The following is a 26466-nucleotide window of genomic DNA, read 5'->3' on the forward strand; positions in this document are numbered from 1 at the left end:
TCGTTGAATCGTTGTGCTGGAAGACGTTGGCAGCCGTGCGTTTATTCCATGTTCGAGATTTTGAGTTCTTGCTCGTAGATGGTTTTCAGCCCATGCAATCGGCTACGGGTGCTTGCATTGGTGTTTGGCGCGCGTAAGGCTATTTCGATCTGCTTTAGTGCGGAATTCAGTTCGCCTTGCTTGGCGTAATATCTCGCCAGAGCTTCGTGGCTACCGGCGTCATCGCCTGCCGTCGCCGCAGACTTGGCGAGCAGGTGGAGCATGTCTGCCGATAATCCGGACTGAATGGCTTGGTTTTGTAGCAATGTCTGGGCTTGGTTTGCCTGCCCGGCTGCCAGAAGACTCTGTGCCAGGGTTGCGACTATCAGAGGTTGCCCCGGATGCAGTTCGTTGAGAGTACGTAGTAGCGTCACAGCTGCGGCATTATGTCGCGCGGCAGTCCATGCCTCTGCGAGGCTGATGCTGAGCATGATTGATTTTGGATGAGCGCGATGCAGTTCGGCCAGGTGCAGCGCCGCCTTATTAGCATGCCCGGCTCGCAGGAGTGCGAGTGCCAGCGCGTACTGTTGGGCCGGCGATTCCTTCCCTGTGTGCGGACCCTCGAGAAGTTCGTCGGGTGGCGTGGTCAAGGCAACGATGCGGGCCTTGAATAGGCGGAAGCGCCGGCTGTCCCGAGAGAGCCTGCCGGCCCCCGAGATTTGGTTACTGCGATTGCGTGCTTCCGAAATCCTGTGTGAGGTGGCGGGATGCGTAAGCAGTAATGCGGGTATGCCGCTCTCACTTTGGTGGCTGTCACGGGCGAGCGTAGCGAAGAAATCGACCATGGCATTGGGGTCCAGATGCGAACGTGTCAGCATCCTAATGCCTACCTCATCTGCTTCTAGCTCGTGACTGCGTGAGAAATTCAATTGCTGCTGCGCGGCGCCAGCCATAGTCGAGGCGAGCGCTGCTTGTCCGAGCGTGGGGTCATGGAGGCCTACCAGTACGGCACCTAGGGCAGCCAAAAGGGTGGGGCCGCTCAGGCGTGCGTGCTCGGCCACTGTGCGTGCGAAGTGCCTTTGTGTGATATGCGCGATCTCGTGCGCCATAACCGCAGCCAGTTCGGCTTCGTTGCTGGCTGCTTTAATGAGTCCCGTATAGATCACTATGATGCCGGCTGGCGCAGCGAATGCGTTGATTTCAGGCGAGTCGACGATCAAGAAGCGGAAACGGAAACGGACATTAGGGGCATTGGAAGTGAGTCGGTCGCCCAAGCTGTTGAGATAAGCGTTCGCGATGGGATCGCTAAGCACGGGCATCTGCTGGCGTATTTCGTGCAATGCGCGTTGTCCAAGACGGCGTTCCTGCTCAATGCTCAGGGCATTGCTGGCGGTTTCGCCGAGCGAAGGAAGTGCTTCCTGGGTGAGTGGAGGTGATTCTGCCGCGAAGGGAGCGTTTGGACTCGGGACTAGAGCCAGGGCGAGCAGGGCGAGCGCTGAGGCGCGTATGGTGCCCATTGGTTTTCTTTCCGGAGCGCCCGGGTAGTCCTGGCGCTCCGGTGCAGGGTGGGATGCTTTACTTGCCGACGCGCGGGCTGGAGCCGTACGCCTGCATGGAGGTGCGTCCCTGCCAGGTTTTTGCGGCAAGCAGGATCTCGGGCACGAAGAATCGCGCTTTGGGGTCCACTTCGGTGGACTTTACGATCTTGGTTACGTCGCCATAGGCGATCTTGTGCAGTGTGCCTGACTTGTCCGTGAAGCGGGCGACCATAAAGTCGTCATGGAGCTTGTATACATAGATATTGGCTGGGCGTACCTTGCCCTTCTCGTCCTTAAGGGCTATGGCGTAGCGGGTGTTTTCGCGGAAGCTGCTCTTGTCCACTGCCTAGACTCCTGCAAAGTTGGGATAGTTGAGCCTGGCGGCGCAGCGTATCGTTGCCGCGCCCACCAAAGTAAACTAGAGTAACACCAGATTCTAATAAGCGACAATCCTACGAGTCCAAGGGCTTGACCTGAATTCGGTCTGCTAAGCAGAATGTGTTAATATTCTTAATTCCATGCCGATGGAGCGAGGCGGTATGTACGGATTTCAAGAGGTTGATGCCGGTACCTTGCAACAGTGGATGGCAAACGGTGAGTCGTTGTGCCTAGTGGACGTGCGGACTCCTGCTGAGATGTCACGTGGTGTGATTGAAGGTGCGAAGCTGATTCCGTTACACCTGCTGCCCGTCAAACTTGATGAGCTCATGGTGTCGGAGCGCCCTAGGGTCGTGTTTTATTGCCAAAGCGGAGCCCGCTCCGCTCAGGCGTGTGCTTTCGTGGCGCAGCGCCAGGGGGGCGAGGTGTACAATCTGCGTGCTGGCGTAATGGGCTGGGTTTCGGCTGGTAATCGATTGGCGTCGCCGGAGTTGGTGTCAGGTTGAAAGTATCAAGGAACCCACCCGTGTGTGTCGTTGTCACCAAAGTTATGTGTGGGGGCCAATCGGGCCGTCGGGAGCGCAGACAGTCAAATCATGTCCAGTGAGGAGCTGGCCTATAATCCGTAAGTGAGGTGCTTGTATGGCGACATACGCTGAAATGCAGCAAATCTACGATGATATTCGTGGGGATTTTCGGTACGACAACGAGCTCAATGGGTGTCTCAACTGCGGTATATGCACCGCGACCTGCCCTGCGGCACACTTCTACGACTACAGCCCTCGTGAGATTGTCCAGTTGCTGTGGACCGAGAACGTCGAGCAGATCTACGATGCCATGCAGGAAAAAATCTGGGCCTGTGCGCAGTGCATGACGTGTGCCGCCAGATGCCCCTTTAAGAATTCCCCGGGTGGCCTAGTCGCAATCATGCGTGAGGTCGCCATCAAGCACGAGATGCAGTCCGCCAAGGACGTTTTGCGCCCATTCGGTCGTGTGATGCTCAAGCTCATCACCACGGGCAATCAGCTCTCTCCCGATATGATCCAGCCTGACCATTTCCCTGACTGGGGCCCAAATATCCAGAAAGTGGAAGGTGATCTGACTGTTCTGCGTAAGGCGATTCCCGTCAAGACTCTGCAGACAGTGGAAACAGCTTGGGAAGTCTCCCTCAAGACCTCGGTAGAGATGTACACCATCTGGGAAATGACCGGAGTGCTCAAATCCCTCGAGCTGATGGACGAGAATCTCTTCGACGTCATCGACGACTTCATTGATGAGAAGCGCGAAGAGTACGACGAGTGGCTCGAAGAGCAAGAAGACGACGATTGAACCACGTCCGCTCTGCCTGTGCATGGCGCGCGGGTGAGAGGTGAAGACCTTATTTTAAGGAGTGTCGTTATGAAACCTACTGATCAGAATGGCAGCCCTGACTCCGGTATCGCCGGCCACGGCTCTTTCTTCCAGGAAACCAATCTGTCCCGCGAGGAAGCCGTGCGCGCCACGGATTGGGTACGCAAGCACGTCGATCGTCGCACGGTCGATCTCGGCGAGCGGATGGATGACGTCCGCGAACATATGTATGAGCTCGAGAAGGAAGGCGAGATCATCATCCATCGCATCGGCGACGAGCACGATCCCAAGATTGTGAAGACGCTGTTTGGGTGGGAGAAGAAGGTGCCCACCAAGCAGTTGTGGCATCACAAATCCTGCGGTCAATGCGGCAACATTCCCGGTTATCCGACTTCGTTGATGTGGTTTATGAACGAGTTCGGCTACGTGCCCGGCAAGGATTACCTGGACGAGACCGATCAGACCTCATGCACGGCCTGGAACTATCACGGTTCCGGCATCGGCAATGTTGAGTCACTGGCGGCCGTATTCCTGCGCAACTTCCATCAGGCGTATGTGTCCGGCAAGCAGCACGGCTTCGAGCTGGGTCACTTCTTCCCGCTCGTCCACTGCGGGACATCTTTCGGCAACTACAAGGAGATCCGCAAGTATCTGGTCGAGTCTGCAGAGCTGCGCGAGAAGGTGACCAAGATCCTCGGCAAGTTGGGGCGTCTGGTCGACGGCAAGCTGGTGATCCCCGAAGAGATCGTGCACTACTCCGAGTGGGTACATGTGATGCGTAACCGCATTGCGTCCGAGCTTCAGAAGATCGACGTTTCCAACATCCGCGCGACCGCCCACGTCGCTTGCCACTATTACAAGATGGTGCACGAGGACGCGGTGTACGATCCCGAGGTGCTCGGTGGCAACCGTACCGCGATCATCACTTCCGTGGCGCAGGCGCTTGGCGCGCAGGTTATCGATTATTCGACCTGGTACGACTGTTGCGGCTTCGGTTTCAGGCACATCATTTCCGAGCGCGAGTTTACCCGTTCGTTCACCATGGACCGCAAGATTCGCGTGGCTCGCGAAGAGGCCAACGCCGACGTGATGCTGGCGAACGATACCGGTTGCGTGACCACCATGGACAAGAACCAGTGGATCGGCAAGGCGCACGATCAGAACTTTTCGATCCCGATCGTGGCGGACGTCCAGTTCGCGGCTTTGGCCTGCGGTGCAGACCCGTTCAAGATCGTGCAGCTGCAGTGGCACGCGTCCCCTTGCGAAGACCTGGTGGAGAAGATGGGGATCTCCTGGTCGGATGCGAAGAAGAATTTCCAGGAATATCTCAAGGAAGTCGAGCAGGGCAACATCGAATATCTCTATAACCCCGAGTTGGCATACGGAGGACAGGCATAATGCAGGATACAGTGCTGATAGTGGGGGCGGGGCCGGCTGGCCTGTCTGCCGCCGCAACGGTGAGCGCGGCCGGATATAAGGCCGTCATGGTGGAAAAAGAGGAAACCCTGGGCGGTGCTCCCATCCTTTCCGGTTATGCCAAGCTCGTCCCTTCCGGTGAATGGGCCAAGGATGCTATTGGTCGTATGGTTAGCCGCGTCGAAGACGATGCGTCGGTTGCCATCCACAAAGGTGTCAAGGTTGCTCAGCTGGAAGGCGAGGTCGGTAACTTTACGGCTACGCTGAGCAACGGCGAAAAGGTACAGGCAGGGGCTGTCGTGCTTGCGACAGGGTTCACGCATTTCGACTCGATCAACAAGCCGGAATGGGGCTTCGGTACCTTTGAGGACGTGCTGACCACCACTCAGATGGAGCAGATGGTCTCTGCCGGCAAGATAGCCTGTCCTTCCGATGGCCGCGTGCCTGAGCGTGTTGCGATTCTGCTCTGCGTTGGCTCCAGAGATCGTCAGATCGGACGTGAGTGGTGCTCCAAGATTTGCTGCACCGTCTCTGCCAATCTGGCGATGGAGATCAAGGAATTGTCTCCGCAGACCGACGTGTTTATTTACTACATGGACATCCGCACGTTCGGCTTGTATGAGGATCGCTTCTACTGGCGTTCGCAGGAAGAGTTCAAGACCAAGTTCGTCAAGGCGCGTATCGCTGAGGTGACTGCGTCCGGTGATGGTCGACTGCTGGTCAAGGGCGAGGACACGCTCGTCAAGCGTCCGATCATCATTCCTTTCGACATCGTTGTGCATGCGATCGGTATGGATCCGAACGAGGAAAATCCGGAAATTTCCTCAGTGTTTGGTGTGGCGCTAGAAAAGCATGGCTTCATAGAACGTGCTGAACATTACACCAATACCTGCGGAACCACCCGACGTGGCGTATATGCTGCGGGCGCAGCCTACGGGCCTGAGACGATCGACGACTCGATCTCGCAGGGTGCGGCGGCAGGTTCGCGTGCGGTTGCCGATCTCAATGCTCTGGTACAAAAAGCAGGCTGATGGCGCCATGCGCAGCACCGGTAGCGGCGAAATAATCGCTGCCGGTGAGCTTTCCGTGGAGTTCGATAAGGAAATAGCCGGCAGCAAATTGAAGACGCTGCTCGAACATGCGGAGGAAGTTGGCGGTATAGAGCGGTTGATCGATTCGCTCGAGGCCAAATCTCTGTTGTTCAAAACGGCATTCCCGGTCGATCGCTCGACGGATTGGAGGCTCGATGCGCAGGCATTCGATACGGTGACGGGAGCTATATTCCCCGTCCGACGTAAGATTGCGGCAATTGCCAATCTCTTGGGTCGTGAGAAATTGACGGATGAACTCATCAAGCTCGTATATGGAGCTGGTGGGTTGTCCGATCGAATGCTGACTTTCGCTGAACTGGTGCCTGAGGAATCGAAAAAAGAAAGGCGTGCCATGCGGGATTTCGCGGCAGAAATATTGCACTTTCGCGACCCTGATGGTGTGCCGCTGATGACGCGTTGGGTTTGGGACGAGTCAACCGCGAGTGGTGCTTTACGTGAATTCATTCGCGGTAATGACGGGTTGCCGGAAATCGCAATAGACAGCCAGCCGCCTACCTTCCAGGGTGCCCGGGCATGGTTTGCTGAAATGCTGGCGGAATCCGGTTTTTACCGTGGTATGCCTATGTTGATTGACTTGTTGCTGGCTCAGGCATATTCGGATTACGTGAAGGCAATGTCCAGCGGATTAGGACTGGCCCAGGCGGAATTCGGGAACTCGCATCATCCTATAGAGTTACTGGTCAAACTGCTTGGCATAGACCCCAAGTCCGGGCGTGGTAGCAAGACCAGGGAGCCGACGCTGCATTAGTCACCGGCTAATGTGATTGTTACGGAGAGGCATAATGGCAATTCATGAAAAATCACTGATTGAACCAGAGCGCTTGTTGTCCGAAGAGAAGCTCGTGGTCGATGGGGTCGACGTATCTGGCTCGTGGAACACGATGATTACTCCCCGTTATCTTCGCGACTATGACGATGATTTTGAAGAGGTAATCCAAAAATATGGCGGCGGCGAGAACGTTCACCGCTGCTGGCAGTGCGGCTCGTGTACAAACTCGTGCACTATGTACGCGCAGAATGTACAGTTCAATCCGCGCTACTGGATCTACCTTACCCGCCTTGGTCTGAAAGACGAAATCGTCAAAGACAAGGACATCATTTGGCAGTGCGTATCCTGCAACCGCTGCACGAATATCTGCCCGAAGGATGTGCGTCCAGAAGGTGTGATGAAAGCGTTGGCGCACTGGATGGAAGATCAAGGTATTACTGAAAAAACGCCTTCCTCGCATTTCGATGAGACCTTCTGGGAGGAAATTTATCATACGGGTCGAATTGAAGATGCCAGTGTAATGATGAATTTCTTCAAGAAAACGAATCAGCCACTGATGCAGGAATGGTTGGTCGAGTTCGGCAAGAGGATGATGAAGTATCTTCCAGTCGCGCAAATGATGAAGATGGGTTTGAATTTCGTCGCCAAGCCAAAGACCAAATCCTGGGGGCGTACTGGCGAGGTTCTGAAGGCATACGTGCAAGAACAGAAGGAGGCCGCCCATGGGTAAGGTCGCTTATTATCCCGGATGTGCACTTGAGGGGTCCGGCGGACCTTACGACAAGTCCACCCGTGCACTCGTCAAGGCACTGGGTCTGGAGATGGAAAATCTCCGTGATTACAACTGCTGCGGTGCGATGGAAGTAAAAAACATCCATCCGATGCTGCAGACCTATCTGTCTGCCAGAAATATGGCTATTGCCAGTGAGCAGATGGGATTGGATGCGGTGATGGCGCCCTGCAATGGCTGCTATCACAATCTGAAGAAAGCGGAGTACGAGACTGCAACTTCAGAAAAAGCAATGCAGACGGTACAGGACCTTGCCAAGAAGGCCGATGATCCAGTCTACAAGGGTGACGTGCGTACCCTGCATCTGCTCGAGTGGTTGATGGAAGAGCTCGGCACCGAGGGCATCAAGCAGCGCATCAGCAAGAGCCTGAATGGCATCAAGATCGCTAACTATTACGGTTGCATGTATGTGCGGCCGCGTCAGATCTTCCCCGAGAAGGATCAGGGGCCGGATTCTGAGTCCAGTTATAAACCACACTTCATGGATGATCTGCTGGGTGCTGCAGGTGCGGTCAATGTCGACTTTCCGCTGAAAACCGCTTGCTGCGGTGGTGCACACACGCTTTCAGATTCCGATACATCGACCCAGTTGGTTCTAAACATCATCCAGGCGGCTGAAGATGCAGGAGCCGAGGTTATCGCCACGGAATGCCCGACCTGTCATTCAGGTCTGGAAATGCATCAGATCCGTGCCGAGACGGAGTTCGGCATCAAGAGCAACGTGAAGGTGCTGTATTTCACTCAGTTGCTGGGTCTTGCTTTGGGATTGTCGCCGAGAAAATTGGGTATCCATGAGAACATCAGCGATTCCATCGGATATCTGAAGGAAAAAGGCGTCATCTGATATCTGTCGAGCTACAAGGGCGGGATTGTTCCCGCCCTTGTTTCTTTTTTTGACGAACGGGACAGTTGTTCCGTCCGACACGCGGACAGAGCAGGCATATGGAGTGCAACGGCTGCGAATTCCATTCCGAGTTGTATTACGACTCCGAATACCAGATTTGGCTGAGACGCGAGCACGACGATTCGCTGACGGTCGGCATGACAGATATCTCGCAAACCATCGCCGGGAAGATTCTGCATGTTCGGGTTCGTCGGCCGGGCACCGTGAGAGAACCGGGAAAGCCGGTGGCAACGATTGAAAGCGGGAAATGGGCGGGCCCGATACCGAATTTCATCCATTGCGTGATCGTGGAAGGGAATATCGAGGTGCTGGAAAACCCAGTGCTGTTGAATAGCGACCCTTACAATGCCTGGATCGCCAGAGTGGAGGCAAGTGCTGGTGTCGATGCCGCGCTCGATACGTTTTTGACGGGTGATGCGGCTCATGAAGGTTATTGTCGCCGTGCCCGAGAGGAAGATATCCACTGTCAGCGAAAGGTCCGCTAGCCAATGGCTGATAATATGGATCATTATCTCGATAACGATGAGAAAACCGTCGTCATATTGATGACCAGCGGTCCTTCTACGCCTCATCGCTGCGCCACGCCGTTCTACTTGGGGGCGATCATGGCGTCGATGGACGTCGAGGTACATGTGTTCTTCACTATGGAAGGCGTTCGGTTGATGCAACGCGGTGTGGCTGAGTCATTCGCGGCAATGGAAGGGGGCAAGAAAATCATAGATTTCATTCGTGATGCCAAGCGGGCGGGCGTCACTTTGCATGTTTGCCAGCCCGCTTTGCCGGGCTATAAAATCGATGAGGATAACGACCTGATCGATGAAGTTGACGAGGTCTCCAGGGCAAGCGTGCTGGCAGATCTAGTCTTGCGTAGCGATAACGTCATAACTTTCTGACCTTTTCGACTCAACTGTAAAGGCGAGTCATTGACCATACGAACTTAGGAGGAAATCCATGGGCGCCGTGCGTGGTTGTAATGTTCCTGAAGATTTGCTGTATAGCGTGGAAAACAATGTTTGGGTGCGTCAGGAAAGCGATGGGTCTGCAACCGTCGGCTTTACCTCCTATGCCTGTTCCCTGGCCGGCCAGATCGTTTCTTATACGCCGAAAAAAGTGGGTAAGGACGTCAAGAAAGACAAGTCCTGCGCCACCGTCGAATCCGGCAAGTGGGTAGGGCCCGCCAAGGCGCCTGTAGCTGGCGAAGTCGTTGCGATTAATGATGCTGTTGCAGCTCAGCCTGGTCTGATCAACGAAGACCCCTATGGCGAAGGCTGGCTGGTCAAGATCAAGCCCACTGACTGGGCCGGCGACACGGGGGATCTAAAGACCGGTGCGGATGCCCTGTCCGCATTTGAGGCCAAGATGGAAGCAGACGGCTTCGGCGGCTGCTGATCTATCCCTTTCTTCCCGCTCTGCTGGATATGCAGAGCGGGAAGTGAAGAGTTGCCACATCAGACGGCGCTTCTGCAGCACACCGACCGGTAGGCTGGCGCCTTCTAGCAGAATTCAGGAACCGTCTCTGGCTCCGCGTTAAGTGAGGTTTGCGCACATGTCCGATTGGCTCGACCGTTTGCGTCATGTAGAACCCCTAGAGGACATCGCTGTCGACGACACGCTTGTCGAGAAGATGGAGCGGTCACGTGCGAGTACGGGGAGTGGGGTGCATGGAATCAATTTCTATACTCCCACTTTCAAAGTGTTCCAAACTTCGGAGCTCAAGGACTGCGGCAAGAGCGCATGGCCGGCCGTTTCGATTACCGGAGGGGGCTGCAAGCTCCAGTGCGATCACTGTAAGGCCAAGATTCTTGAGCCGATGATGCCAGCCCGTTCGCCCGAAGAATTGTGGCGGGTGGTCAATGGCATTATCGAGGACGGCGCGCAGGGCATGCTGCTGACCGGCGGTTCGAATCACCAGAATCAGGTGGAATACGACCGTTACTACGGCACGATTCGGCGCATCAAGGACGAATTTCCCGGATTCAAGATCGCCATGCACACCGCATTGGTCGACAGGGACATTGCGAAGTGCATGGAGCAGTCCGGGATAGATGCGGCCATGATGGACGTGATCGGTGCGCAGGATACGATCACCCAGGTTTATCACCTGCGACGCAGCGTGGACGATTTCGAAGCGACGCTCGAGCATCTTGTGACCACCGATATGAAGGTGGTCCCGCACATCGTGATCGGCTTGCACTATGGGCGCCTGCTCGGCGAATGGAACGCTTTGGAGATGATCCAGCGACACCTGCCCGACGCAGTGGTGCTCGTGGTCGTGATGCCGTTCTACGCCCCGGAGAGTCGCCCCTTCGTGACGCCGGACGCACATGAGGTCGGGCGTTTCTTCATGGACGCACGCGAGGCGTTGCCGGGTACACCGCTCCTGCTGGGCTGCGCCCGCCCGCCGGGCTCGGTCAAGTCTCAGATCGACACCTATGCCGTGATGGCCGGTTTGAACGGCATCGCGCATCCTGCAGACGGCGCGGTCGAACTGGCGGCTCGTCTCGACCGTCAGGTTCGGGTCACGCCTGCATGCTGCTCGATTGCGGTGGGCGATGAGGTCATGGCTCTGGATGGAACGAACGCCGGCCTCGATATCGATCTGGACTCGATTATCGAACAGGAGCGGAGCCGCCGGCGGATGGCCAAGTTGGCCACGCATGGCCTGCACGGCATACGCGTGGTGAGCGAGCAGTCGGAAGGCGCTTCCGCGCCGGCCGGCGGGTGCTGTTCGGCGTGAAGCAGGCAACCCCGGCAACCTGGCGGATTCTGGACACCGGCGTGCGTCGGGCGGCAGAGAATTTCGCCATCAACCGGGCGTTACTGGAATCGCACCAGCAAGGCGCATCCCCGCACACACTTCGCTTTCTTCAGTTCAAGCCCTCGGCGCTCATCGGATTTCACCAGAATGTCGACCAGGAACTGCGCACCAACTATTGCCATGCGCACGGCATCGATATCCAACGCCGGCTGACGGGCGGTGGAGCGCTTTATTTCGACGAGACCCAATTGGGCTGGGAACTCTACCTCGACAAGAAGGTGCTGGGCACCGCAGACATGGGCGTCATCGCCACGAAGATATGCACGGCAGCCGCTGCAGGCATATCGAGCCTGGGCGTGGATGCGCGGTTCCGGCCCAGAAACGATATCGAAGTCGCCGGCCGCAAGATCTCGGGGACGGGCGGTGCCTTCGACGGCGATTCCATCCTCTATCAGGGCACATTGCTCGTCGAGTTCGACGTGGAACGCATGTTGAGGGTCTTGCACATACCGGCCGAAAAGCTCTCCGACAAGGCGATCAGTTCGGCCAGAGAGCGGGTGGTCGATTTGCGCGAACTGCTGGGAGCGGTGCCCGAGATGGGACGAGTCCGCGAGGCCATGGCTCATGCGTTCGCGGAGGCCTTTGGGGTTGAGTTCGAACACGCGACGGAAATGAATGCCGTCGAGCGTGCCGCCTATGCCGAGGCACTGGAGGAAATCGATTCGCCCGAGTGGATCTACCAGCACAATCGCCCCGCCAGCGAGGCGCCGATGCTTGAATCCGTCCGCAAGACGGAAGGTGGGCTGATGCGTGCCTGTGTCTGGGTGGATCGTGCCCGCAACCATCTCAAGCAGGTATGGATCACCGGAGATTTCTTCGTCTCACCCAATCGGCTCGTGCTGGATCTCGAAGCCGCGCTCAAGGATACCCCCGCTGATGCGCTCGAAAGTAATGTGGAAACGTTTTTCGAACGCACGGGAGCCCAGATGTTGAGGCTTAAGCCGGCGGACTTCAGCGGCCTGATTCGCGATGCGCTCGCCCTGGCCGAGCCGGGTGTGGATGCTCGCCGGCCCGCGGGAAAAATCGGATGAAGCACGTACAGGTTCTGATTGTCGGGCTTGGCCCGGGCGGCGGTTCGGCTGCCCGGATCGCCGCGCAGGCTGGGTTGAGCGTGATGGCGGTCGAGCGTAATCGTGCCGTGGGCGAACCCGTGCAGTGCGCGGAGTTCGTGCCCATGCCGATGGGGGCGTATACCCGCCCGCAGGGGGTGCTTTACCAGCGGATTGCCGGCATGAAGAGCGTGCTGCCTTCCGGACTGGAACATCATTCGGATTTCCCAGGCTACATGATCGACCGCGCCAGATTCGACCAAGCGATCGCCGAAGCGGCCGCCGAGGCGGGTGCCGAGTTGCGCTGCCACACGCGTATCGTCGCCTTGCACGAGGACGCCAGGGTTGCGCGCGTAAGTCGCGAAGGGCAGGACGAGGAGATCAGCTACGACGTTCTGATCGCCGCCGACGGACCGCATTCCACCGTCGCGCGGCTGTTGGGCCTGCCCGCGCTGGAAACCGTGAACACACGACAATACACCGTGCCGCTGCGGCGGGAGTATTTCGATACGGATATCTGGCTGTCAGACGATTATCCGGGCGGTTATGCGTGGCTGTTCCCGAAGCAGGATCGGGCAAATCTGGGCCTGGGGGCGGATCGGGCATTCGAGGACGATCTCAAGACCCCCCTGGAAGCGCTGCGGCGGCAGTTGATCGATGAAGGACTGATCGGCGAGGAGATTTTCTATCGCACCGGGGGCGCGATTCCGGTTGGCGGTTTGCGCGACGGCCTGACTCACGGTCGTTGTCTTTTCGTTGGCGACGCAGCGGGATTGACGCATCCCATTACCGGAGGTGGCATATCGGCGGCGGTGGTTTCTGGTGAGAGGGCGGGCGAGGCGTCCGTAGCCTATCTCGCAGGCGCGGCCGATGCATTCGAGGATTACGAGGAGGATGTGCGTGATCAATTCGAGGCAACAATCTCGCGGGCGGTCGAGCGCCGGGAATTCCTCAATCGTCACTGGCGTACGCAGGCGGCTCGCCAGGACGAAACGATGCGACATGGCTGGATCGCTTTTCCAGAATATTTTTCACCTACAGGGATTTGAAGCCGAAAGTCCTGAAGGTAGTTATAAAAGGGCGGCCAGGGCGGCTTCTCGAGCATGAATCGACAAACGGTTTGGAGGCTTTGAAATGAGTGCGAGTGCGGAAAACTTGACGGTGCCGGTGAATTTCTATCGACCCGATTACCATGTGAAAACGCCCGAAATGCGATCGCCCGCGTACGTGCAGCTGTCCACCGCCGCGGCCATCACCCTGGGATTGGTGCCGGGCAGTATGCACCGGACGTCCTGCACCCACTGCCTGAACTTGCTGGTCACGTATCCGGAAGGCTGCAGGGCGAATTGCAGCTATTGCGGACTGGCGCGCCACCGTGAGGAGTCGCGCGACTATGCGGACCGGAATTTCATCCGGGTAGACTGGCCGACGGTGAGCTACGACGATGTGATCCAGCGCGTGCTGGGCAATGCGGACAAGGGGCAGTTCGAGCGGATGTGCATCTCGATGATCACGCACCCGAATTCGGACTACGACACCCTGGTGTTGCTGCGGAAGTGGATGCAGGCAGTGCCGCATATCCCGGTCTCCATCCTGTCCAATCCGACCACCATGAAATACGAAGATCTGGTCACCCTGCGTGACGAGGGTGCGGATATTTTCACCGTGGCACTCGATGCGGTGACCCCGGAAATTTTCGAGCGGACGCGCGGAAAATCGGTCGACAGCCCGCACCGCTGGGACAAGTACTGGCAGGCAATCGAATGGGCTGCGGAAATTTTCGGCCCGGAGAAATTCGGCGCCCACCTGATTGCCGGCATGGGCGAAACCGAGCAGGAAATGATGGCCGTGTGCCAGAAAATGCGCGACATGGGCGGACACAACCACATGTTCGCCTTCTTCCCCGAGCAGGGCTCGCTGATGGAGGACTGGCCGCCAGTGCCCAAGGATCAGTGGCGGCGGGTGCAGCTGGGACGCTTCATCATCGATTATGCCGGCGGCCGCATCGACGACATGCGCTTCAACGAGCAGGGGCAGATCATCGATTTCGGCCTGGATGCGGATGAGCTTGAGGCATTGATCGCCTCCGGCAAGCCGTTCCAGACGTCCGGCTGCCCCGGCAAGTCCGACGAGGAAGTCTCGGCCTGCAACCGGCCTTACGGCGATTCCAGCCCGACGGACATCCGTTCCTTCCCGTTTGCCTTGAATGCCGAGGATGTGGGCTTCGTTCGCCGCCAGATGGGCGGCGAGGATGTCGGTACCATCGATCACGATCAGATCGATTGATATCCGCTTTGCCCCGGTTCGCCGACATGGCGGGCTGGGGCTGTAGGGCTCGGCTTTGCGCCGAGTCCTATCTAATCGAAAATCTGACTAAGGGCTGCGCTCAGCGCTCCAGATACTGCTTCTTGCCGGGTTTGCCGTCCCACTCCTCTGCGTCAGCCGGCGCTTCCTTGCGCGTCGTCAACACCGGCCAGCTACGCGCCAGTTCCGCATTGATCTCCAGAAATTCCTCCTGTCCTTCAGGCAGATCGTCTTCCGGATAAATCGCTTCAGCAGGGCATTCGGGTTCGCACAGGGTGCAGTCGATGCATTCGTCCGGATCGATGACGAGGAAATTCGGACCCTCATGGAAACAGTCGACCGGACAGACTTCCACGCAGTCTGTGTATTTGCACTTGATGCAGTTTTCGGTGACTACGAAGGTCATGATGGACTCCCCATTCTACTGTGTCGTTGAGTCATATAGGTCGGCTGACTTCCATCAGCAAAGTGCTATGATAATACCAAATAACACCATCCAGTCTTGCCCAGTGGAATAGCCAAACTTACTTTGGCATGAGTGTCTTGAGTCGATACAACACATCCAATGCTTCCCTGGGACTCATCTCGTCAGGATTGATTTCAGCCACGGCCTCCGCCAACGCGGCATGCTCTGGGTTTTCGGGCGCGGGCGCTTCGGGCGGGAACAGGCTGTACTGCTGGCGTTCGCCGCCTGCGGCGGACTGTGCCTCAAGTTGCGCCAGACGCTGCTTGGCGCGACGAATCACGGTCTGCGGTACGCCGGCGAGGCGGGCGACCTGCAGACCGTAGCTCTGGCTGGCCGGCCCACTGCGTACCTGATGCAGGAACACCACCTGGTCGCTGTGCTCCATCGCCTCGGTATGCGCGTTGGTCACGCCGGCGCATTCGTCCGGTAGCGTGGTGAGTTCGAAGTAATGCGTGGCGAACAGGCTGAACGAGCGATTGTGTTCCGCCAGATGCTGAGCGCACGCCCAGGCCAGCGACAGGCCGTCGAAGGTGCTGGTGCCGCGTCCGATCTCGTCCATCAGCACGAGGCTTTGCGGGGTGGCGTTGTTGAGAATGTTGGCGGCCTCGGTCATTTCGACCATGAACGTGGAACGCCCCGAGGCGAGATCGTCGGCCGCGCCGATGCGGGTGAATATCCGGTCGATGGGGCCGATGACCGCGCGCCGGGCTGGGACATAGCTGCCGATATGGGCGAGCAGCACGATGAGGGCGGTCTGGCGCATGTAAGTCGATTTGCCGCCCATGTTCGGGCCGGTGATCACCAGCATGCGGTTGGCGTCGTCGAGTTCGAGATCGTTGGGTACGAAGGGTTCGTCGAGGACCTGCTCGACGACCGGGTGCCTGCCGCCCTCGATGCGCAGCATCGGCGTGTCGCTGAGCTCCGGCGCGGCATAGTCCAGTTGCTGAGCCCGTTCCGCGAGGGCGCAGAGCACGTCCAGTTCGGCCAGACCGTCGGCCAGGGTGCGCAGCGAATCCAGCTCGGGGTTCAGGCGGTCGAAGAGCTCCTCGTACAGAGCCTTCTCGCGGGCGAGGGCGCGTTCCCGTGCGGATAGCACCTTGTCCTCGAAGCTCTTGAGTTCGGGCGTGATGTAGCGCTCAGCGCCCTTGAGGGTCTGGCGGCGGGTGTAGTCGATCGGCGCCTTGTCGCTCTGTCCCTTGGAGATTTCGATGTAGTAGCCGTGGACGCGGTTGTAGGCGACCTTGAGTGTGGCGATCCCGGTGCGCGCGCGTTCTCGGACTTCCAGGTCGATCAGAAACTGGTCGGCGTTCTCCGACAGGTCGCGCAGTTCGTCGAGTTCGGCGTCGAAGCCGGTGGCGATGACTCCGCCGTCGCGGATGGTGACCGGCGGTTCGTCGACCAGGGCCCGATGCAGCAGTCCGGCCGTCTCGGGGTGTTCGTGCAGCCGGGTGGCGATCTCACTCAGTAGTGGGGCATCCAGCGGCGCTAGTGACGCACACAGCGCCGGCACGGCGTCCAGCGCGGCGCGCAGCGTGGTGAGGTCGCGGGGTCTGGCTGAGCGGAGGGCGACGCGGGCGAGAATGCGTTCGATATCGCCGATGCCGCGCAAGCGCTCGCGCAGGGCGTCGTAGGCGCCGGTGTCGATCAACGTGCCGATAGCCTGATAGCGGCCGCGAAGGATCGCCGTGTCGCGCAGCGGGCGATTGACCCAGCGACGCAGGCAACGGCCGCCCATCGGCGTAACGCTTTGATCCAGCACGCTGACCAGTGTGTGTTCGTCGCCGCCGGACAGGTTGCGTTCCAGTTCGAGGTTCTGCCGCGTGGCCGCGTCCAGGATGATCGCCTCGTCGCGACGTTCGACTACCAGGCCGGTGATGTGCGGCAATGCCGTGCGCTGAGTGTCGCCGGCATACTGGAGCAGGGCGCCCGCGGCACCGACTGCGTCGGGCATGCCCGCGCAGCCGTAGCCGCTGAGATCGCGGGTGCCGAACTGGCGCGTGAGCTGGGTGTGCGCGGTTTCCGGGTCGAAGTGCCAGGGCGGATAGCGGGTCAGGCCGCGGCGTTCCGGGCCGGGCAGGCCTTGTCCCTCGGGGACGAGCAGCTCGGCCGGGTGCAGGCGTTCGAGTTCGCTGAGCAGGGCTTCGTCGTCGTCCAGCAGCGAGACGCTGAAACGCCCGCTGCCGAGATCGAGCGTCGCCAGTCCGTAGCCCGTGCGGCCGCGCCTGACCGCTGCGACGAGATTGTCGGTGCGTGCATTGAGCAGGGCGTCATCGGTCACCGTGCCTGGCGTCACGATGCGCACGACCTCGCGATCGACCGGTCCCTTGCTGGTGGCTGGATCGCCGATCTGTTCGCAGATGGCGACCGACTCCCCGAGCCGGACCAGGCGGGCGAGATATTGCTCCGCCGCGTGCACCGGAACGCCCGCCATCGGTATCGGCTCGCCGGCCGACTGGCCGCGCGTGGTCAGGGTGAGGTTGAGCAGTTTCGCCGCGCGGCGCGCATCGTCGTAGAAGAGTTCGTAGAAGTCGCCCATGCGGTAGAACAGCAGCCGGTCGGGCTGTTCCGACTTGATGCGCAGGTACTGCTGCATCATCGGCGTATGCGCTGCCGTCGCTGATCCGTTCGCCGCGTCCTGTGAGCGTGCCATGTCTTCCTGCCGAGCCTGCGTGCCCGTCGTCGATGGATGGAGCGCGCCATGGTAGCGGCTCGTCGCGGTTGCGGGTAGACGTGGAGCGTTCAGCCGGCCGGTGCGGGCAGGACATCGTCGACCAGGAAGGTGCTGCGTTCGAATTGGTAGCCCTCGACGTCGTGGGCGGCAACGAAGACCACGCGTTCTGCGGTCGCGGTGCAGTGCCAGGTACGCAGATCGCGCGGTGGCCCAGTGAAAAAGCGTGGTTCGAAGATCACCAGATTGCGCCCCCGCCGCACGTCGCGGGCGGAAACGTAGCGCGCTGCTTCGACGCCATCATGGCGCATGGCTTCGCCCAGGCTCTGTGGCACTGCATAGTCCGTCGGCGACGAGATCGTCGCCTCGAAGGCCGCGAACGGAGGTCGGTCCAGGCAGGCGGCGCGTTGTGCGCGTACGCCGACACGGAAGCTGCTGAAATCCATGCCGATGCCTTCCGTCGGCGCTGCCGTCATGCCGGCGATGAAAACGAAACGATAGAAGGCGGTTTCAGCCATGGCGGTTGCAATCTGTAGGCTGGCGTAGAAAAGCCCGCCCTGTTCACGGCTGCCGAAGCGCGAGCCGTGATGCAGCGGCGGATAGCGAAACGGGCTCTGCAGGAGATAGGGCAGATGGGCGGCCGATGACGGCAGCGGGGGCTTGCTGGTTTCGAGCAGTTCTTCGAGCAGGGCTTGTTCGTCCAGCGAGTCGACGAGATCGAGCGTGGCGGCGCGGGTCTGGGTTTCGACCAGTCGATAGACGGACACTTGCAATGCGCAGAGGTGTTCCGCGCCGCGGCACTCGCGCCACAGATCCATTCTCAGGTTTTGCCCCGCATCGCGTCCAGATAGGCCAGCACGGCGGTCAGCCCCTCGACGCGCGCCAGCATTTCGCGCGGTATCGCGTGCAGATGGAGGTTCTCGGTATTGAGCCAGTGCTGCATGTGTGCGCGTTGCCCGCCCATCAGCGCGAACAGGTCGCGGTAGACGCGGATCAGCAACAGCGACAGCTCGCCGCTCTTGCTCGCGGGATCCAGACCGCCGTTGCGCCGATGTCGCTGCAGCGTGGAACGGTCGCAACCGAGGATCTGCGCGAGTTCGCCGACCTTGAGCCCCAGGCAGGAGGCAGCATTGAACACCGCCTTGGTCAGCACGGCCTTTTCACCGAGATGATGCTGCTGTTGGTTCATCGCGGGATTCCTGGCGTCGGGTTTATGTAGCAATTGCCTCGACTTCTGTTTAATTGTAGCAAATGCCTCTTCCCGATGCCCCGTCTTCAGCTCAGTAGGTGCTTGGCTGCGATGCGCACGGCGGGTTCTGCAAGGCGTCTTGCCGGTTCGGGCAGCATCAGCGGTTTGAGTCCCATGTGTACCGCCATCCGGTAGGGGTAGTGGCGACGTGCAAGCTGTCTGGCCTCGCGATTGAAGTCGCGGTAAGCCCGCGCGTTGAAGCTCTTGCCGGGATGCCGTGCCAGAAAGGCATGCTTGAAGGCGTAGTAGGCATCCTCGCTGCCGATTTCGCGCACGCGTCCCAGCAGGGTTCTGAGTACCGCGCGACGCGGCGTCGCTTCCTGTGCGCGGTAGCGCAGGAAGGCGGCATGGAAATGCTGGTAGTGATAGGCCTCGTCGGTGCGGATGCGCTGAGCCAGATCGCGCAGTACCGGTTCGGGCGCGGCGCGGTGCAGCATGGCGTAGAGCGAGGAGGTGCCCGTTTCGACGATGCAGCGTGAGGCCATTTCCAGCCCGCGCGTGGGGCCGAGTAGCTCGGTTTTGCAGAACTTCTCGTAATCCGCGTAAAAGCCGCGGTAGGCCGATTCCCAGTCGAATTCCGGCCATACCTCGCCAACGTAGCGGCGCAGCGCGTGCCCGTGCTGCATTTCCTCGGGCGACCAGTGTTCCAGCAGCCAGCGTTGCAGGGCCACGTCGCCTGCGAAATATTCGACCAGATTGCGGGTGTACAGCTCGGCCGTGATTTCCACGAAAGAGGCCGATACCAGTAGGTGAAAATAGAAATCCCGGTCGGCGATGCGTTCGCGGCCGATTTCGCCGAAGGGGATGTCGTCGATTTGCCAGCGCAGTGCCGGCTGTGCTTCAGACGGTTCATTCAAGTGACGTTGCATCGCAATGCCTCCGCAATGCCCACATCGAGGGGTTAACGCTTGCAGTATATTCCACAAGGTATGACCGCGACTTTCGCGGGGGGTTCGTGAGGAGGTGCGCATGTGCGGTGAACGGGATCTGGCCCTGCGCGTGGGCCATGCGCTTGCCGAACGCGGCATGCGGGTGGTGACCGCGGAATCCTGCACCGGCGGCTGGGTGGCCAAGCGGATTACCGACGTGGCCGGCAGTTCGAGCTGGTTCGACGTCGGCTACGTGACCTACAGCGACGCCGCCAAACAGCGCCTGCTGGGCGTGCCCGAGGAGGTGTTCGAGCGTCACGGCGCGGTGAGCGCCGCCTGTGTGCACGCGATGGCCGCCGGGGCGCTCGAACGGGGCGGCGGTGACGTCGCGGTAGCGGTCAGCGGCATCGCCGGCCCCGGCGGCGGTTCTCCGGACAAGCCGGTGGGCACGGTCTGGTTCGGCTTTGCGCGGCGGGGCGGCGAGGTGGAAACCGAGCTTTGCCATTTCGAGGGCGACCGCGATGCGGTGCGTCGGGCCGCGGTCGACTTCGCCCTCGGCGGGGTGCTGGCGCGTGTCGCGCGATGATTCGCAGCGGGTGTTCTTCGCCCTGCTGCCCGATGACCGCGTCCGCGAGGCGCTCGCGGCGGTGGTCGCACGCTTGCCGCCAGGTGCGGGACGCAAGGTGCCGCCCGCCAACAGGCATCTGACCTTGGCATTCATCGGCGATGCCGATGCCGGGCGGCTGGCCTGCCTGCACGAACGCGTGTCGGCGACGTCCATGCCGGCGCTGACGCTGTACCTGGACCGGCTCGGCGGCTTCGAGGGCAGCCGCGTGTGGTGGTGCGGTCCGCAGGCGGTCGACGAGCCGCTGCTGAGCTGGGTGCGGCAGCTCGAAACGGCGCTCGAACCCTGCGGCTACCGGTCCCGCCAGGCCTTTCGCGCACACGTCACCCTGATCCGCGGGGCACGCGGACAGCCGCCCGCCGAGACCATCGATCCGATTCGTTGGGAGGCGCATTCGTATGCGCTCATGGCGTCGCGCCCGACGCCCGCAGGCGTACGCTACGAAGTCCTTGCCCGCTATCCGGAAGATGCCGGCATGCCTTTGTCGGCGGGGGCATCTGTGGGATAATCGCGGCCTTTCGGATATTGGCCGGCGGCGCCGGCGGGGAGAGGGGTCAACGTGGACGAGAATCGCAAAAAAGCACTCGCGGCGGCGCTCAGCCAGATCGAGAAGCAGTTCGGCAAGGGTTCCGTCATGCGCATGGGCGACAGCCCTGCGGGGCGCGATATCTCCGTCATCTCCACCGGCTCGCTGTCCCTGGATATCGCGCTCGGCGTCGGCGGTCTGCCGCGCGGCCGCGTGGTTGAGATCTACGGTCCGGAGTCCTCGGGCAAGACAACGATGACCCTGGAGACCATCGCCGAATGCCAGCGTGCCGGCGGCACCTGCGCCTTCGTCGACGCCGAGCACGCGCTCGACCCCACCTATGCCCAGAAGCTGGGCGTGCAGGTCGACGACCTGCTGGTGTCGCAGCCCGATACCGGCGAGCAGGCGCTCGAGATCGCGGACATGCTGGTGCGTTCCGGCGCGGTCGATCTCGTGGTCGTCGACTCGGTGGCGGCACTGACCCCCAAGGCCGAGATCGAGGGCGAGATGGGCGACTCGCACGTCGGCCTGCAGGCCCGTCTGATGTCGCAGGCGCTGCGCAAGCTGACCGCCAACATCAAGCGCTCGAACACCCTGGTCATCTTCATCAACCAGATCCGCATGAAGATCGGCGTGATGTTCGGCAGCCCCGAGACCACCACCGGCGGCAACGCGCTCAAGTTCTACGCCTCGGTGCGCCTGGACATCCGTCGCATCGGTTCGATCAAGAAGGGCGACGAGGTGGTCGGCAACGAGACCCGTGTGAAGGTGGTCAAGAACAAGATCGCGCCGCCCTTCAAGCAGGCCGAATTCGAGATCCTGTACGGCGAGGGCGTGTCGCGCGAGGGCGAGCTGATCGAGCTCGGCGTGCAGCAGGGCCTGGTCGACAAGTCGGGCGCCTGGTACAGCTACAACGGCGAGCGCATCGGGCAGGGCAAGGACAACGTGCGGACTTTCCTCAAGGAACATCCGGAAATGGCCGACGAGATCGATCGCGCGCTGCGCGAGCGGCTTCTGCCCAAGCGCGGCGCCGAGGCCGAGCATGCGCCGGCCGGACAGGAAGTCGACGCCTGAGGCGTCGGCGCGCGCGGTTGCGCTGGACCTGCTCGCGCGGCGCGATCACGGCCGCGCGGAGCTGAGCCGGAAGCTCGTACAGCGCGGATACGCCGACGAGGAAATCGCGCCGCTGCTGGACGCGCTGGAGGAGAAGGGCTGGCTCAGCGAAGCGCGCTACGTGGAGGCCTACGTGCGCGGGCGCAGCGAACGCGGCTACGGCCCGCTGCGCATTCTGGCCGAACTGCGTCAGCGCGGCGTCTCCGACGGCGACGCGCGCGCGGAACTGGATGGCTGGAAGGGGCGGTGGCGCGAGCTGGCGCGGCGGTATTACCAGCGACATTTCAGCGGACCTCCGGCGGACTACCGCGAACGCGCGCGGCGCTGGCGGCATATGCAACAACGCGGATTCGACGCGGATACCCTGGCGACCGTTCTCGACCACGAGGGCGACGGGGATGACGACTAGACCTCAATCATCAATGGACCGACATGATCACGAGTGCTGAGCTGCGCAGGCGATTCCTGGACTACTTCATCCAGCGCGGGCACGAAGCCGTGCCCTCCAGCTCGCTGGTGCCCGGCAACGACCCCACACTGCTGTTCACCAACGCGGGCATGGTGCAGTTCAAGGATGTGTTCCTCGGTCAGGATCAGCGACCGTACAACCGCGCCACCACGGCGCAGCGCTGCGTGCGCGCCGGCGGCAAGCACAACGACCTCGAAAACGTGGGCTACACCGCGCGGCATCACACCTTCTTCGAGATGCTGGGCAATTTCAGCTTCGGCGATTACTTCAAGCGCGAGGCCATCGCCTTCGCCTGGGAGTTCCTGACCGCCGACCTCGGCTTGCCGGCCGAGAAGCTGTGGGTGACCGTCTACGAAAGCGACGACGAGGCCGCCGACATCTGGCTCAAGGACATCGGCGTCGACCCGAGCCGCTTCACCCGCCTCGGCGACAAGCCCGGCGGCCGCCCGTTCGAAAGCGACAACTTCTGGACCATGGGCGATACCGGCCCCTGCGGTCCGTGCACCGAAATCTTCTACGATCACGGCCCCGAAGTGGCCGGCGGTCCCCCGGGTTCCCCGGAGGAGGACGGCGACCGCTACATCGAGATCTGGAATCTCGTGTTCATGCAGTACGACCGCAACCGCGAAGGCGTGATGACGCCGCTGCCCAAGCCCTCGGTCGACACCGGCATGGGCCTGGAGCGGCTGGCCGCGGTTCTCCAGGGCGTGCACAGCAACTACGAGATCGACCTGTTCCGTCACCTGATGGAAGCGGCGGCGAAGCTGGCCGAGATGACGGAAACCGACAATCCGTCCCTGCGCGTGATCGCGGATCACATCCGTTCGTGCAGCTTCCTGATCGCCGACGGCGTGCTGCCCTCCAACGAGGGGCGCGGCTACGTGCTGCGCCGGATCATCCGCCGCGCCGCCCGCCACGGCCATCGTCTCGGCCTGCGCGACCCCTTCTTCCACCGGCTGGTCGCGCCGCTGGTCGACGAGATGGGCGAGGCCTATCCGGAACTCGCCGCGGCGCAGAACCGCATCGAGCAGGTTCTCGAGCAGGAGGAGGAACGCTTCGCCGAAACCCTGGAGAAGGGGCTCAAGCTGCTGGAGGACGCGGTGGCCGACCTCGGAGGCGCCACGCTGTCCGGCGAGCTGATCTTCCGCCTCTACGACACCTACGGCTTCCCGGTCGATCTCACCGCGGACATCGCCCGCGAGCAGGGCTTCGCACTCGACATGGACGGCTTCGAGAACGCCATGGACGCGCAGCGCGAGAAGTCGCGCGACGCCAGCCGCTTCGGGACCGATTACGGGCAGCAGGCGCAGATCGATGCGCACACCGAATTCAGCGGCTACGTTCGCGCGGAGGATCAGGCCGAGGTTGTCGCCCTGCTGCGCGACGGCTCGCCCGTGGAGCGGCTGGCGGAGGGCGAGAGCGGCGGCGTGGTGCTCAATCGCACGCCCTTCTACGCAGAGTCCGGCGGTCAGGTGGGCGACACCGGCGCGCTGCGCGCAGAGGGCGTCGAGTTCGCCGTCGAGGACACGCGCAAGCGCGGCAGCGCCTTCGTCCACGTCGGCCGCGTGGCGTCCGGCGAACTGCGCGTCGGCGACCGCGTGGAGGCGCGCATCGACGCGGCCCGCCGGCAGGCGATCGTGCTCAACCACTCGGCCACTCACCTCATGCACGAGGCCCTGCGCCGCGTGCTGGGCGATCACGTCGAGCAGAAAGGCTCGCTGGTGACGCCTGAGCGCCTGCGCTTCGACTTTGCCCACTTCGCGCCGGTGAGCGCGGCCGAGCTGCGCGAGGTCGAGCGGCTGGTCAACGCCCAGATCCGCGAGAACCTGGACGCGAGCGCCGACGAGATGTCGCTGGACGAGGCGCGCAAGACCGGCGCCAAGGCCCTGTTCGGCGAGAAGTACGGCGATCGCGTGCGCGTGCTGCGCATCGGCTTCTCCACGGAGCTGTGCGGCGGCACACACGTGCGCCGGGTGGGCGACATCGGGCTGTTCAAGATCGTCTCCGAAAGCGGCGTCGCCGCGGGCGTGCGCCGTATCGAGGCAATCACCGGTGAAAACGCGCTGAACTACCTCGAATCGGTGGACGAGCGCCTGGATGCCATCGCCGGTCTGCTCAAGACTGGTCGCGACGGCCTGGATGATAAACTGCGCCAACTGCTGGAGCGCCAGCGCACTCTGGAAAAGGCACTGGACGAGGCGCAGCGCACGCTGGCCGCGCAGGCTGGCGACGAACTGGTTCAGCGTGCCGTCGAGGTCGACGGCATCGCGGTGCTGGCCACGCGTCTCGACGGCGTGGATCCGAAGGCGTTGCGCGAGACCGTCGATCGCCTCAAGGATCAGCTCGGCCGCGCCGCTGTCGTGCTCGCGACGGTCGGGGCCGACGGCAAGGTCAGCATCGTAGCCGGAGTCACCAAGGCCGAGACCGCGCGCGTGCGCGCCGGCGACCTCGTCAACAGCGTCGCCACCCAAGTCGGCGGCAAGGGCGGCGGCCGACCCGACATGGCGCAGGCCGGCGGCAACGATCCCTCGGGCCTCGACGCTGCGCTCGCGGCCGTACCCGCCTGGGTCGAGACACAGCTCGCAGGCACTGTCTCCTGATCATTTCTTCCTAATGCGCCGGCAGCGGCCGGTGCCCTTGCGGAAACGATATGGCACTCATTGTTCAGAAATACGGCGGCACCTCGGTGGGCTCGGTGGAGCGCATCGCGGCGGTGGCCGACAAGGTCAAGCAATTTGCGGAACAGGGGCATCAGCTCGTGGTCGTGGTGTCCGCCATGTCCGGCGAGACCAACCGTCTCATCGAACTGGCCAAGGGGATCGACCCCAAGGCGCGCGGGCGCGAGCTCGATGTGCTGCTCGCCACCGGCGAACAGGTCACCATTGCGCTGCTGAGCATGGCGCTCGAACAGCGCGGTTGTGCCGCACGCTCCTACACCGGCGCGCAGGTGCGCATTTTGACCGACAGCGCCTATAACAAGGCACGCATCATCGACATCGACCGCGAGCGCGTGCGCGACGATCTGGATGCGGGACGTGTCGTCGTCGTTGCCGGTTTCCAGGGTATCGACGGGGACGGTCACATCACCACCCTCGGCCGCGGCGGTTCGGACACCACGGCCGTCGCGCTGGCGGCCGCGCTCAAGGCCGACGAGTGCCAGATCTATACCGATGTCGACGGCGTCTACACCACCGACCCGCGTGTGGTCGCCGACGCGCGCCGGCTGGATCGCATCACCTTCGAAGAAATGCTCGAAATGGCGAGCCTGGGCTCCAAGGTGCTGCAGATCCGCTCCGTCGAGTTTGCCGGCAAGTACAACGTGCCGCTGCGCGTGCTATCCAGTTTTAAGGAAGGCCCCGGCACACTGATCACCTTCGAGGAAAATCCCATGGAAGACGCCCTGATCTCCGGCATTGCGTTCAGCCGCGACGAGGCCCAGCTCACGATCACCGGGGTACCCGACGAACCGGGTATTGCCTACCGCATTCTCGGTGCAGTGGCCGACCTGAACATCGAGGTCGACATGATCGTGCAGAACGTCAGTGCCGAAGGAATGACCGATTTTACTTTCACTGTCCACCGCAACGACTATGATCGTGCCATGGAGTGTTTGCAGGAGGTCGTCAAGGGCCTGGGCGCGCGCGAACTGGTCGGCAACACGCGCATCGCCAAGATTTCCCTGGTCGGCGTCGGTATGCGCTCTCATGCGGGCATCGCCAGCAAGATGTTCGGCGTGCTGGGCCAGGAGGGTATCAACATCCTGATGATCTCCACCTCGGAGATCAAGGTCTCGGTCGTCGTTCAGGAGAAGTACCTTGAGCTGGCCGTCCGCGCGCTACACGACGCGTTCAACCTGGCAGGGCATCCTGAGGAACGTACCGACCTCCCGAATGCCTAAGCCTCAGGTGGCCCGCGTTTCGTGTCCGCTCGGAGCCTTCGGGCGGACGTGCGGACGAGGCCGTACGGTTAGCTCGGGGACAGAAGGCTGATACGGGGAGTGTCCTGACCTCAGCACAGCAACGAGCCGCACCCGACGCGCCGGCAGGCCGTCCGTCGACGGATGAATGTCCGGGG

27 protein-coding genes are annotated in these 26466 nt (G+C 61.3%); 20 read left to right on the forward strand and 7 right to left on the reverse strand.

The features are described from left to right. Positions 1–41 precede the first annotated feature (41 nt). Together BJI67_RS04045 and BJI67_RS04050 are read right to left on the reverse strand one after the other, a co-directional pair. Positions 42–1496, reverse strand: a complete 1455-nt coding sequence (locus BJI67_RS04045) for a beta-barrel assembly-enhancing protease (RefSeq protein ID WP_070071944.1) — start codon at positions 1494–1496, stop codon at positions 42–44. Between the two features lie 58 nt (positions 1497–1554). Beyond that, the gene (locus tag BJI67_RS04050; RefSeq protein WP_070071945.1) at positions 1555–1860 is read right to left on the reverse strand and encodes a hypothetical protein; all 306 of its coding nucleotides are present in this window, start codon (positions 1858–1860) and stop codon (positions 1555–1557) included. 196 nt (positions 1861–2056) lie between these two features. Here BJI67_RS04050 and BJI67_RS04055 point away from each other — a divergent pair, with 196 nt between their 5' ends. From BJI67_RS04055 to BJI67_RS04120, 14 genes are all read left to right on the forward strand, one after another. Continuing rightward, positions 2057–2401, forward strand: a complete 345-nt coding sequence (locus tag BJI67_RS04055) for a rhodanese-like domain-containing protein (protein ID WP_070073940.1) — start codon at positions 2057–2059, stop codon at positions 2399–2401. 154 nt (positions 2402–2555) lie between these two features. Continuing rightward, on the forward strand, positions 2556–3224 hold the full coding sequence (locus BJI67_RS04060) for a 4Fe-4S dicluster domain-containing protein (protein ID WP_070073941.1): 669 nt from the start codon (positions 2556–2558) through the stop codon (positions 3222–3224). A gap of 69 nt (positions 3225–3293) precedes the next feature. Next, positions 3294–4643 (forward strand): heterodisulfide reductase-related iron-sulfur binding cluster, encoded by a 1350-nt coding sequence (locus tag BJI67_RS04065; protein ID WP_070071946.1) that lies wholly within the window; start codon positions 3294–3296, stop codon positions 4641–4643. Between the two features lie 20 nt (positions 4644–4663). Further along, positions 4664–5692: a CoB--CoM heterodisulfide reductase iron-sulfur subunit A family protein gene (locus BJI67_RS04070; RefSeq protein ID WP_070073942.1), complete on the forward strand. Its 1029-nt coding sequence runs from the start codon at positions 4664–4666 to the stop codon at positions 5690–5692. Further along, complete coding sequence (locus tag BJI67_RS04075; protein WP_070071947.1) at positions 5667–6521, forward strand: hypothetical protein; 855 nt, start codon at positions 5667–5669, stop codon at positions 6519–6521. Before BJI67_RS04070 ends, BJI67_RS04075 begins: the two co-directional genes overlap by 26 nt. A gap of 34 nt (positions 6522–6555) precedes the next feature. After that, the gene (locus BJI67_RS04080) at positions 6556–7272 is read left to right on the forward strand and encodes a 4Fe-4S dicluster domain-containing protein (RefSeq protein ID WP_070071948.1); all 717 of its coding nucleotides are present in this window, start codon (positions 6556–6558) and stop codon (positions 7270–7272) included. Then, complete coding sequence (locus BJI67_RS04085; protein WP_070071949.1) at positions 7265–8176, forward strand: CoB--CoM heterodisulfide reductase iron-sulfur subunit B family protein; 912 nt, start codon at positions 7265–7267, stop codon at positions 8174–8176. Before BJI67_RS04080 ends, BJI67_RS04085 begins: the two co-directional genes overlap by 8 nt. Before the next feature lie 98 nt (positions 8177–8274). Next, a complete protein-coding gene (locus BJI67_RS04090) occupies positions 8275–8721 on the forward strand; it encodes a glycine cleavage system protein H (protein WP_070071950.1) in 447 nt (148 codons plus the stop codon). A 3-nt stretch (positions 8722–8724) separates the two neighbouring features. Then, a complete protein-coding gene (locus tag BJI67_RS04095) occupies positions 8725–9129 on the forward strand; it encodes a DsrE family protein (protein WP_070071951.1) in 405 nt (134 codons plus the stop codon). 58 nt (positions 9130–9187) lie between these two features. Continuing rightward, positions 9188–9625, forward strand: a complete 438-nt coding sequence (gene gcvH, locus BJI67_RS04100) for a glycine cleavage system protein GcvH (protein ID WP_070071952.1) — start codon at positions 9188–9190, stop codon at positions 9623–9625. A 157-nt stretch (positions 9626–9782) separates the two neighbouring features. Then, positions 9783–10973 (forward strand): radical SAM protein, encoded by a 1191-nt coding sequence (locus tag BJI67_RS04105; protein ID WP_070071953.1) that lies wholly within the window; start codon positions 9783–9785, stop codon positions 10971–10973. Next, positions 10970–12085 carry a lipoate--protein ligase family protein gene (locus tag BJI67_RS04110; RefSeq protein ID WP_070073943.1) on the forward strand — a complete coding sequence of 372 codons (1116 nt, stop codon included), beginning with the start codon at positions 10970–10972 and terminating at the stop codon, positions 12083–12085. Before BJI67_RS04105 ends, BJI67_RS04110 begins: the two co-directional genes overlap by 4 nt. Then, the gene (locus BJI67_RS04115) at positions 12082–13152 is read left to right on the forward strand and encodes a geranylgeranyl reductase family protein (protein WP_070071954.1); all 1071 of its coding nucleotides are present in this window, start codon (positions 12082–12084) and stop codon (positions 13150–13152) included. Before BJI67_RS04110 ends, BJI67_RS04115 begins: the two co-directional genes overlap by 4 nt. Positions 13153–13237: 85 nt before the next feature. Further along, a complete protein-coding gene (locus tag BJI67_RS04120) occupies positions 13238–14389 on the forward strand; it encodes a radical SAM protein (protein ID WP_070071955.1) in 1152 nt (383 codons plus the stop codon). 100 nt (positions 14390–14489) lie between these two features. Here the strand turns inward: BJI67_RS04120 and fdxA are convergent, their stop codons facing one another. The 5 genes from fdxA to BJI67_RS04145 all read right to left on the reverse strand — a co-directional run bounded on the left by fdxA (position 14490) and on the right by BJI67_RS04145 (position 19659). Next, on the reverse strand, positions 14490–14813 hold the full coding sequence (fdxA, locus tag BJI67_RS04125) for a ferredoxin FdxA (protein WP_070071956.1): 324 nt from the start codon (positions 14811–14813) through the stop codon (positions 14490–14492). A 118-nt stretch (positions 14814–14931) separates the two neighbouring features. Continuing rightward, a complete protein-coding gene (mutS, locus tag BJI67_RS04130; RefSeq protein ID WP_083250621.1) occupies positions 14932–17523 on the reverse strand; it encodes a DNA mismatch repair protein MutS in 2592 nt (863 codons plus the stop codon). Positions 17524–17612: 89 nt separating this feature from the next. After that, complete coding sequence (locus tag BJI67_RS04135; protein WP_070071958.1) at positions 17613–18359, reverse strand: RES family NAD+ phosphorylase; 747 nt, start codon at positions 18357–18359, stop codon at positions 17613–17615. Between the two features lie 2 nt (positions 18360–18361). After that, positions 18362–18730, reverse strand: coding sequence for an MbcA/ParS/Xre antitoxin family protein (locus tag BJI67_RS04140; RefSeq protein ID WP_070071959.1), 369 nt, complete (start codon positions 18728–18730; stop codon positions 18362–18364). A gap of 86 nt (positions 18731–18816) precedes the next feature. Continuing rightward, a complete protein-coding gene (locus BJI67_RS04145) occupies positions 18817–19659 on the reverse strand; it encodes a ferritin-like domain-containing protein (protein WP_070071960.1) in 843 nt (280 codons plus the stop codon). 100 nt (positions 19660–19759) lie between these two features. On the opposite strand from BJI67_RS04145, the gene pncC reads away from it, so the two are divergent. From pncC to BJI67_RS04175, 6 genes are read left to right on the forward strand one after another with little or no spacing between them, the layout of a single operon-like run. Continuing rightward, positions 19760–20245: a nicotinamide-nucleotide amidase gene (pncC, locus tag BJI67_RS04150; RefSeq protein ID WP_070071961.1), complete on the forward strand. Its 486-nt coding sequence runs from the start codon at positions 19760–19762 to the stop codon at positions 20243–20245. Next, positions 20232–20792, forward strand: coding sequence for an RNA 2',3'-cyclic phosphodiesterase (gene thpR, locus BJI67_RS04155; protein WP_070071962.1), 561 nt, complete (start codon positions 20232–20234; stop codon positions 20790–20792). The genes pncC and thpR overlap by 14 nt, the downstream gene beginning before the upstream one ends. A gap of 51 nt (positions 20793–20843) precedes the next feature. Further along, positions 20844–21884: a recombinase RecA gene (gene recA / locus BJI67_RS04160; RefSeq protein ID WP_070071963.1), complete on the forward strand. Its 1041-nt coding sequence runs from the start codon at positions 20844–20846 to the stop codon at positions 21882–21884. After that, on the forward strand, positions 21853–22332 hold the full coding sequence (locus tag BJI67_RS04165; protein WP_070071964.1) for a regulatory protein RecX: 480 nt from the start codon (positions 21853–21855) through the stop codon (positions 22330–22332). Before recA ends, BJI67_RS04165 begins: the two co-directional genes overlap by 32 nt. Before the next feature lie 23 nt (positions 22333–22355). Continuing rightward, complete coding sequence (alaS, locus tag BJI67_RS04170; RefSeq protein WP_197513304.1) at positions 22356–24992, forward strand: alanine--tRNA ligase; 2637 nt, start codon at positions 22356–22358, stop codon at positions 24990–24992. 50 nt (positions 24993–25042) lie between these two features. After that, a complete protein-coding gene (locus tag BJI67_RS04175) occupies positions 25043–26290 on the forward strand; it encodes an aspartate kinase (protein WP_070071965.1) in 1248 nt (415 codons plus the stop codon). Positions 26291–26466 lie beyond the last annotated feature (176 nt).

Source organism: Acidihalobacter aeolianus, from assembly GCF_001753165.1.
GTDB lineage: Bacteria > Pseudomonadota > Gammaproteobacteria > DSM-5130 > Acidihalobacteraceae > Acidihalobacter > Acidihalobacter aeolianus.

Bases quoted from the DNA above. Each gene is read 5' to 3' on its own strand.
- BJI67_RS04045 (WP_070071944.1), bottom strand. From the start codon at position 1,496: ATGGGCACCATACGCGCCTCAGCGCTCGCCCTGCTCGCCCTGGCTCTA.
- BJI67_RS04055 (WP_070073940.1), top strand. From the start codon at position 2,057: ATGTACGGATTTCAAGAGGTTGATGCCGGTACCTTGCAACAGTGGATG.
- BJI67_RS04060 (WP_070073941.1), top strand. From the start codon at position 2,556: ATGCAGCAAATCTACGATGATATTCGTGGGGATTTTCGGTACGACAAC.
- BJI67_RS04065 (WP_070071946.1), top strand. From the start codon at position 3,294: ATGAAACCTACTGATCAGAATGGCAGCCCTGACTCCGGTATCGCCGGC.
- BJI67_RS04075 (WP_070071947.1), top strand. From the start codon at position 5,667: ATGCTCTGGTACAAAAAGCAGGCTGATGGCGCCATGCGCAGCACCGGT.
- BJI67_RS04080 (WP_070071948.1), top strand. From the start codon at position 6,556: ATGGCAATTCATGAAAAATCACTGATTGAACCAGAGCGCTTGTTGTCC.
- BJI67_RS04085 (WP_070071949.1), top strand. From the start codon at position 7,265: ATGGGTAAGGTCGCTTATTATCCCGGATGTGCACTTGAGGGGTCCGGC.
- BJI67_RS04090 (WP_070071950.1), top strand. From the start codon at position 8,275: ATGGAGTGCAACGGCTGCGAATTCCATTCCGAGTTGTATTACGACTCC.
- BJI67_RS04095 (WP_070071951.1), top strand. From the start codon at position 8,725: ATGGCTGATAATATGGATCATTATCTCGATAACGATGAGAAAACCGTC.
- gcvH (WP_070071952.1), top strand. From the start codon at position 9,188: ATGGGCGCCGTGCGTGGTTGTAATGTTCCTGAAGATTTGCTGTATAGC.
- BJI67_RS04105 (WP_070071953.1), top strand. From the start codon at position 9,783: ATGTCCGATTGGCTCGACCGTTTGCGTCATGTAGAACCCCTAGAGGAC.
- BJI67_RS04115 (WP_070071954.1), top strand. From the start codon at position 12,082: ATGAAGCACGTACAGGTTCTGATTGTCGGGCTTGGCCCGGGCGGCGGT.
- BJI67_RS04120 (WP_070071955.1), top strand. From the start codon at position 13,238: ATGAGTGCGAGTGCGGAAAACTTGACGGTGCCGGTGAATTTCTATCGA.
- fdxA (WP_070071956.1), bottom strand. From the start codon at position 14,813: ATGACCTTCGTAGTCACCGAAAACTGCATCAAGTGCAAATACACAGAC.
- mutS (WP_083250621.1), bottom strand. From the start codon at position 17,523: ATGGCACGCTCACAGGACGCGGCGAACGGATCAGCGACGGCAGCGCAT.
- BJI67_RS04135 (WP_070071958.1), bottom strand. From the start codon at position 18,359: ATGGATCTGTGGCGCGAGTGCCGCGGCGCGGAACACCTCTGCGCATTG.
- BJI67_RS04140 (WP_070071959.1), bottom strand. From the start codon at position 18,730: ATGAACCAACAGCAGCATCATCTCGGTGAAAAGGCCGTGCTGACCAAG.
- BJI67_RS04145 (WP_070071960.1), bottom strand. From the start codon at position 19,659: ATGCAACGTCACTTGAATGAACCGTCTGAAGCACAGCCGGCACTGCGC.
- pncC (WP_070071961.1), top strand. From the start codon at position 19,760: ATGTGCGGTGAACGGGATCTGGCCCTGCGCGTGGGCCATGCGCTTGCC.
- BJI67_RS04165 (WP_070071964.1), top strand. From the start codon at position 21,853: ATGCGCCGGCCGGACAGGAAGTCGACGCCTGAGGCGTCGGCGCGCGCG.
- alaS (WP_197513304.1), top strand. From the start codon at position 22,356: ATGATCACGAGTGCTGAGCTGCGCAGGCGATTCCTGGACTACTTCATC.
- BJI67_RS04175 (WP_070071965.1), top strand. From the start codon at position 25,043: ATGGCACTCATTGTTCAGAAATACGGCGGCACCTCGGTGGGCTCGGTG.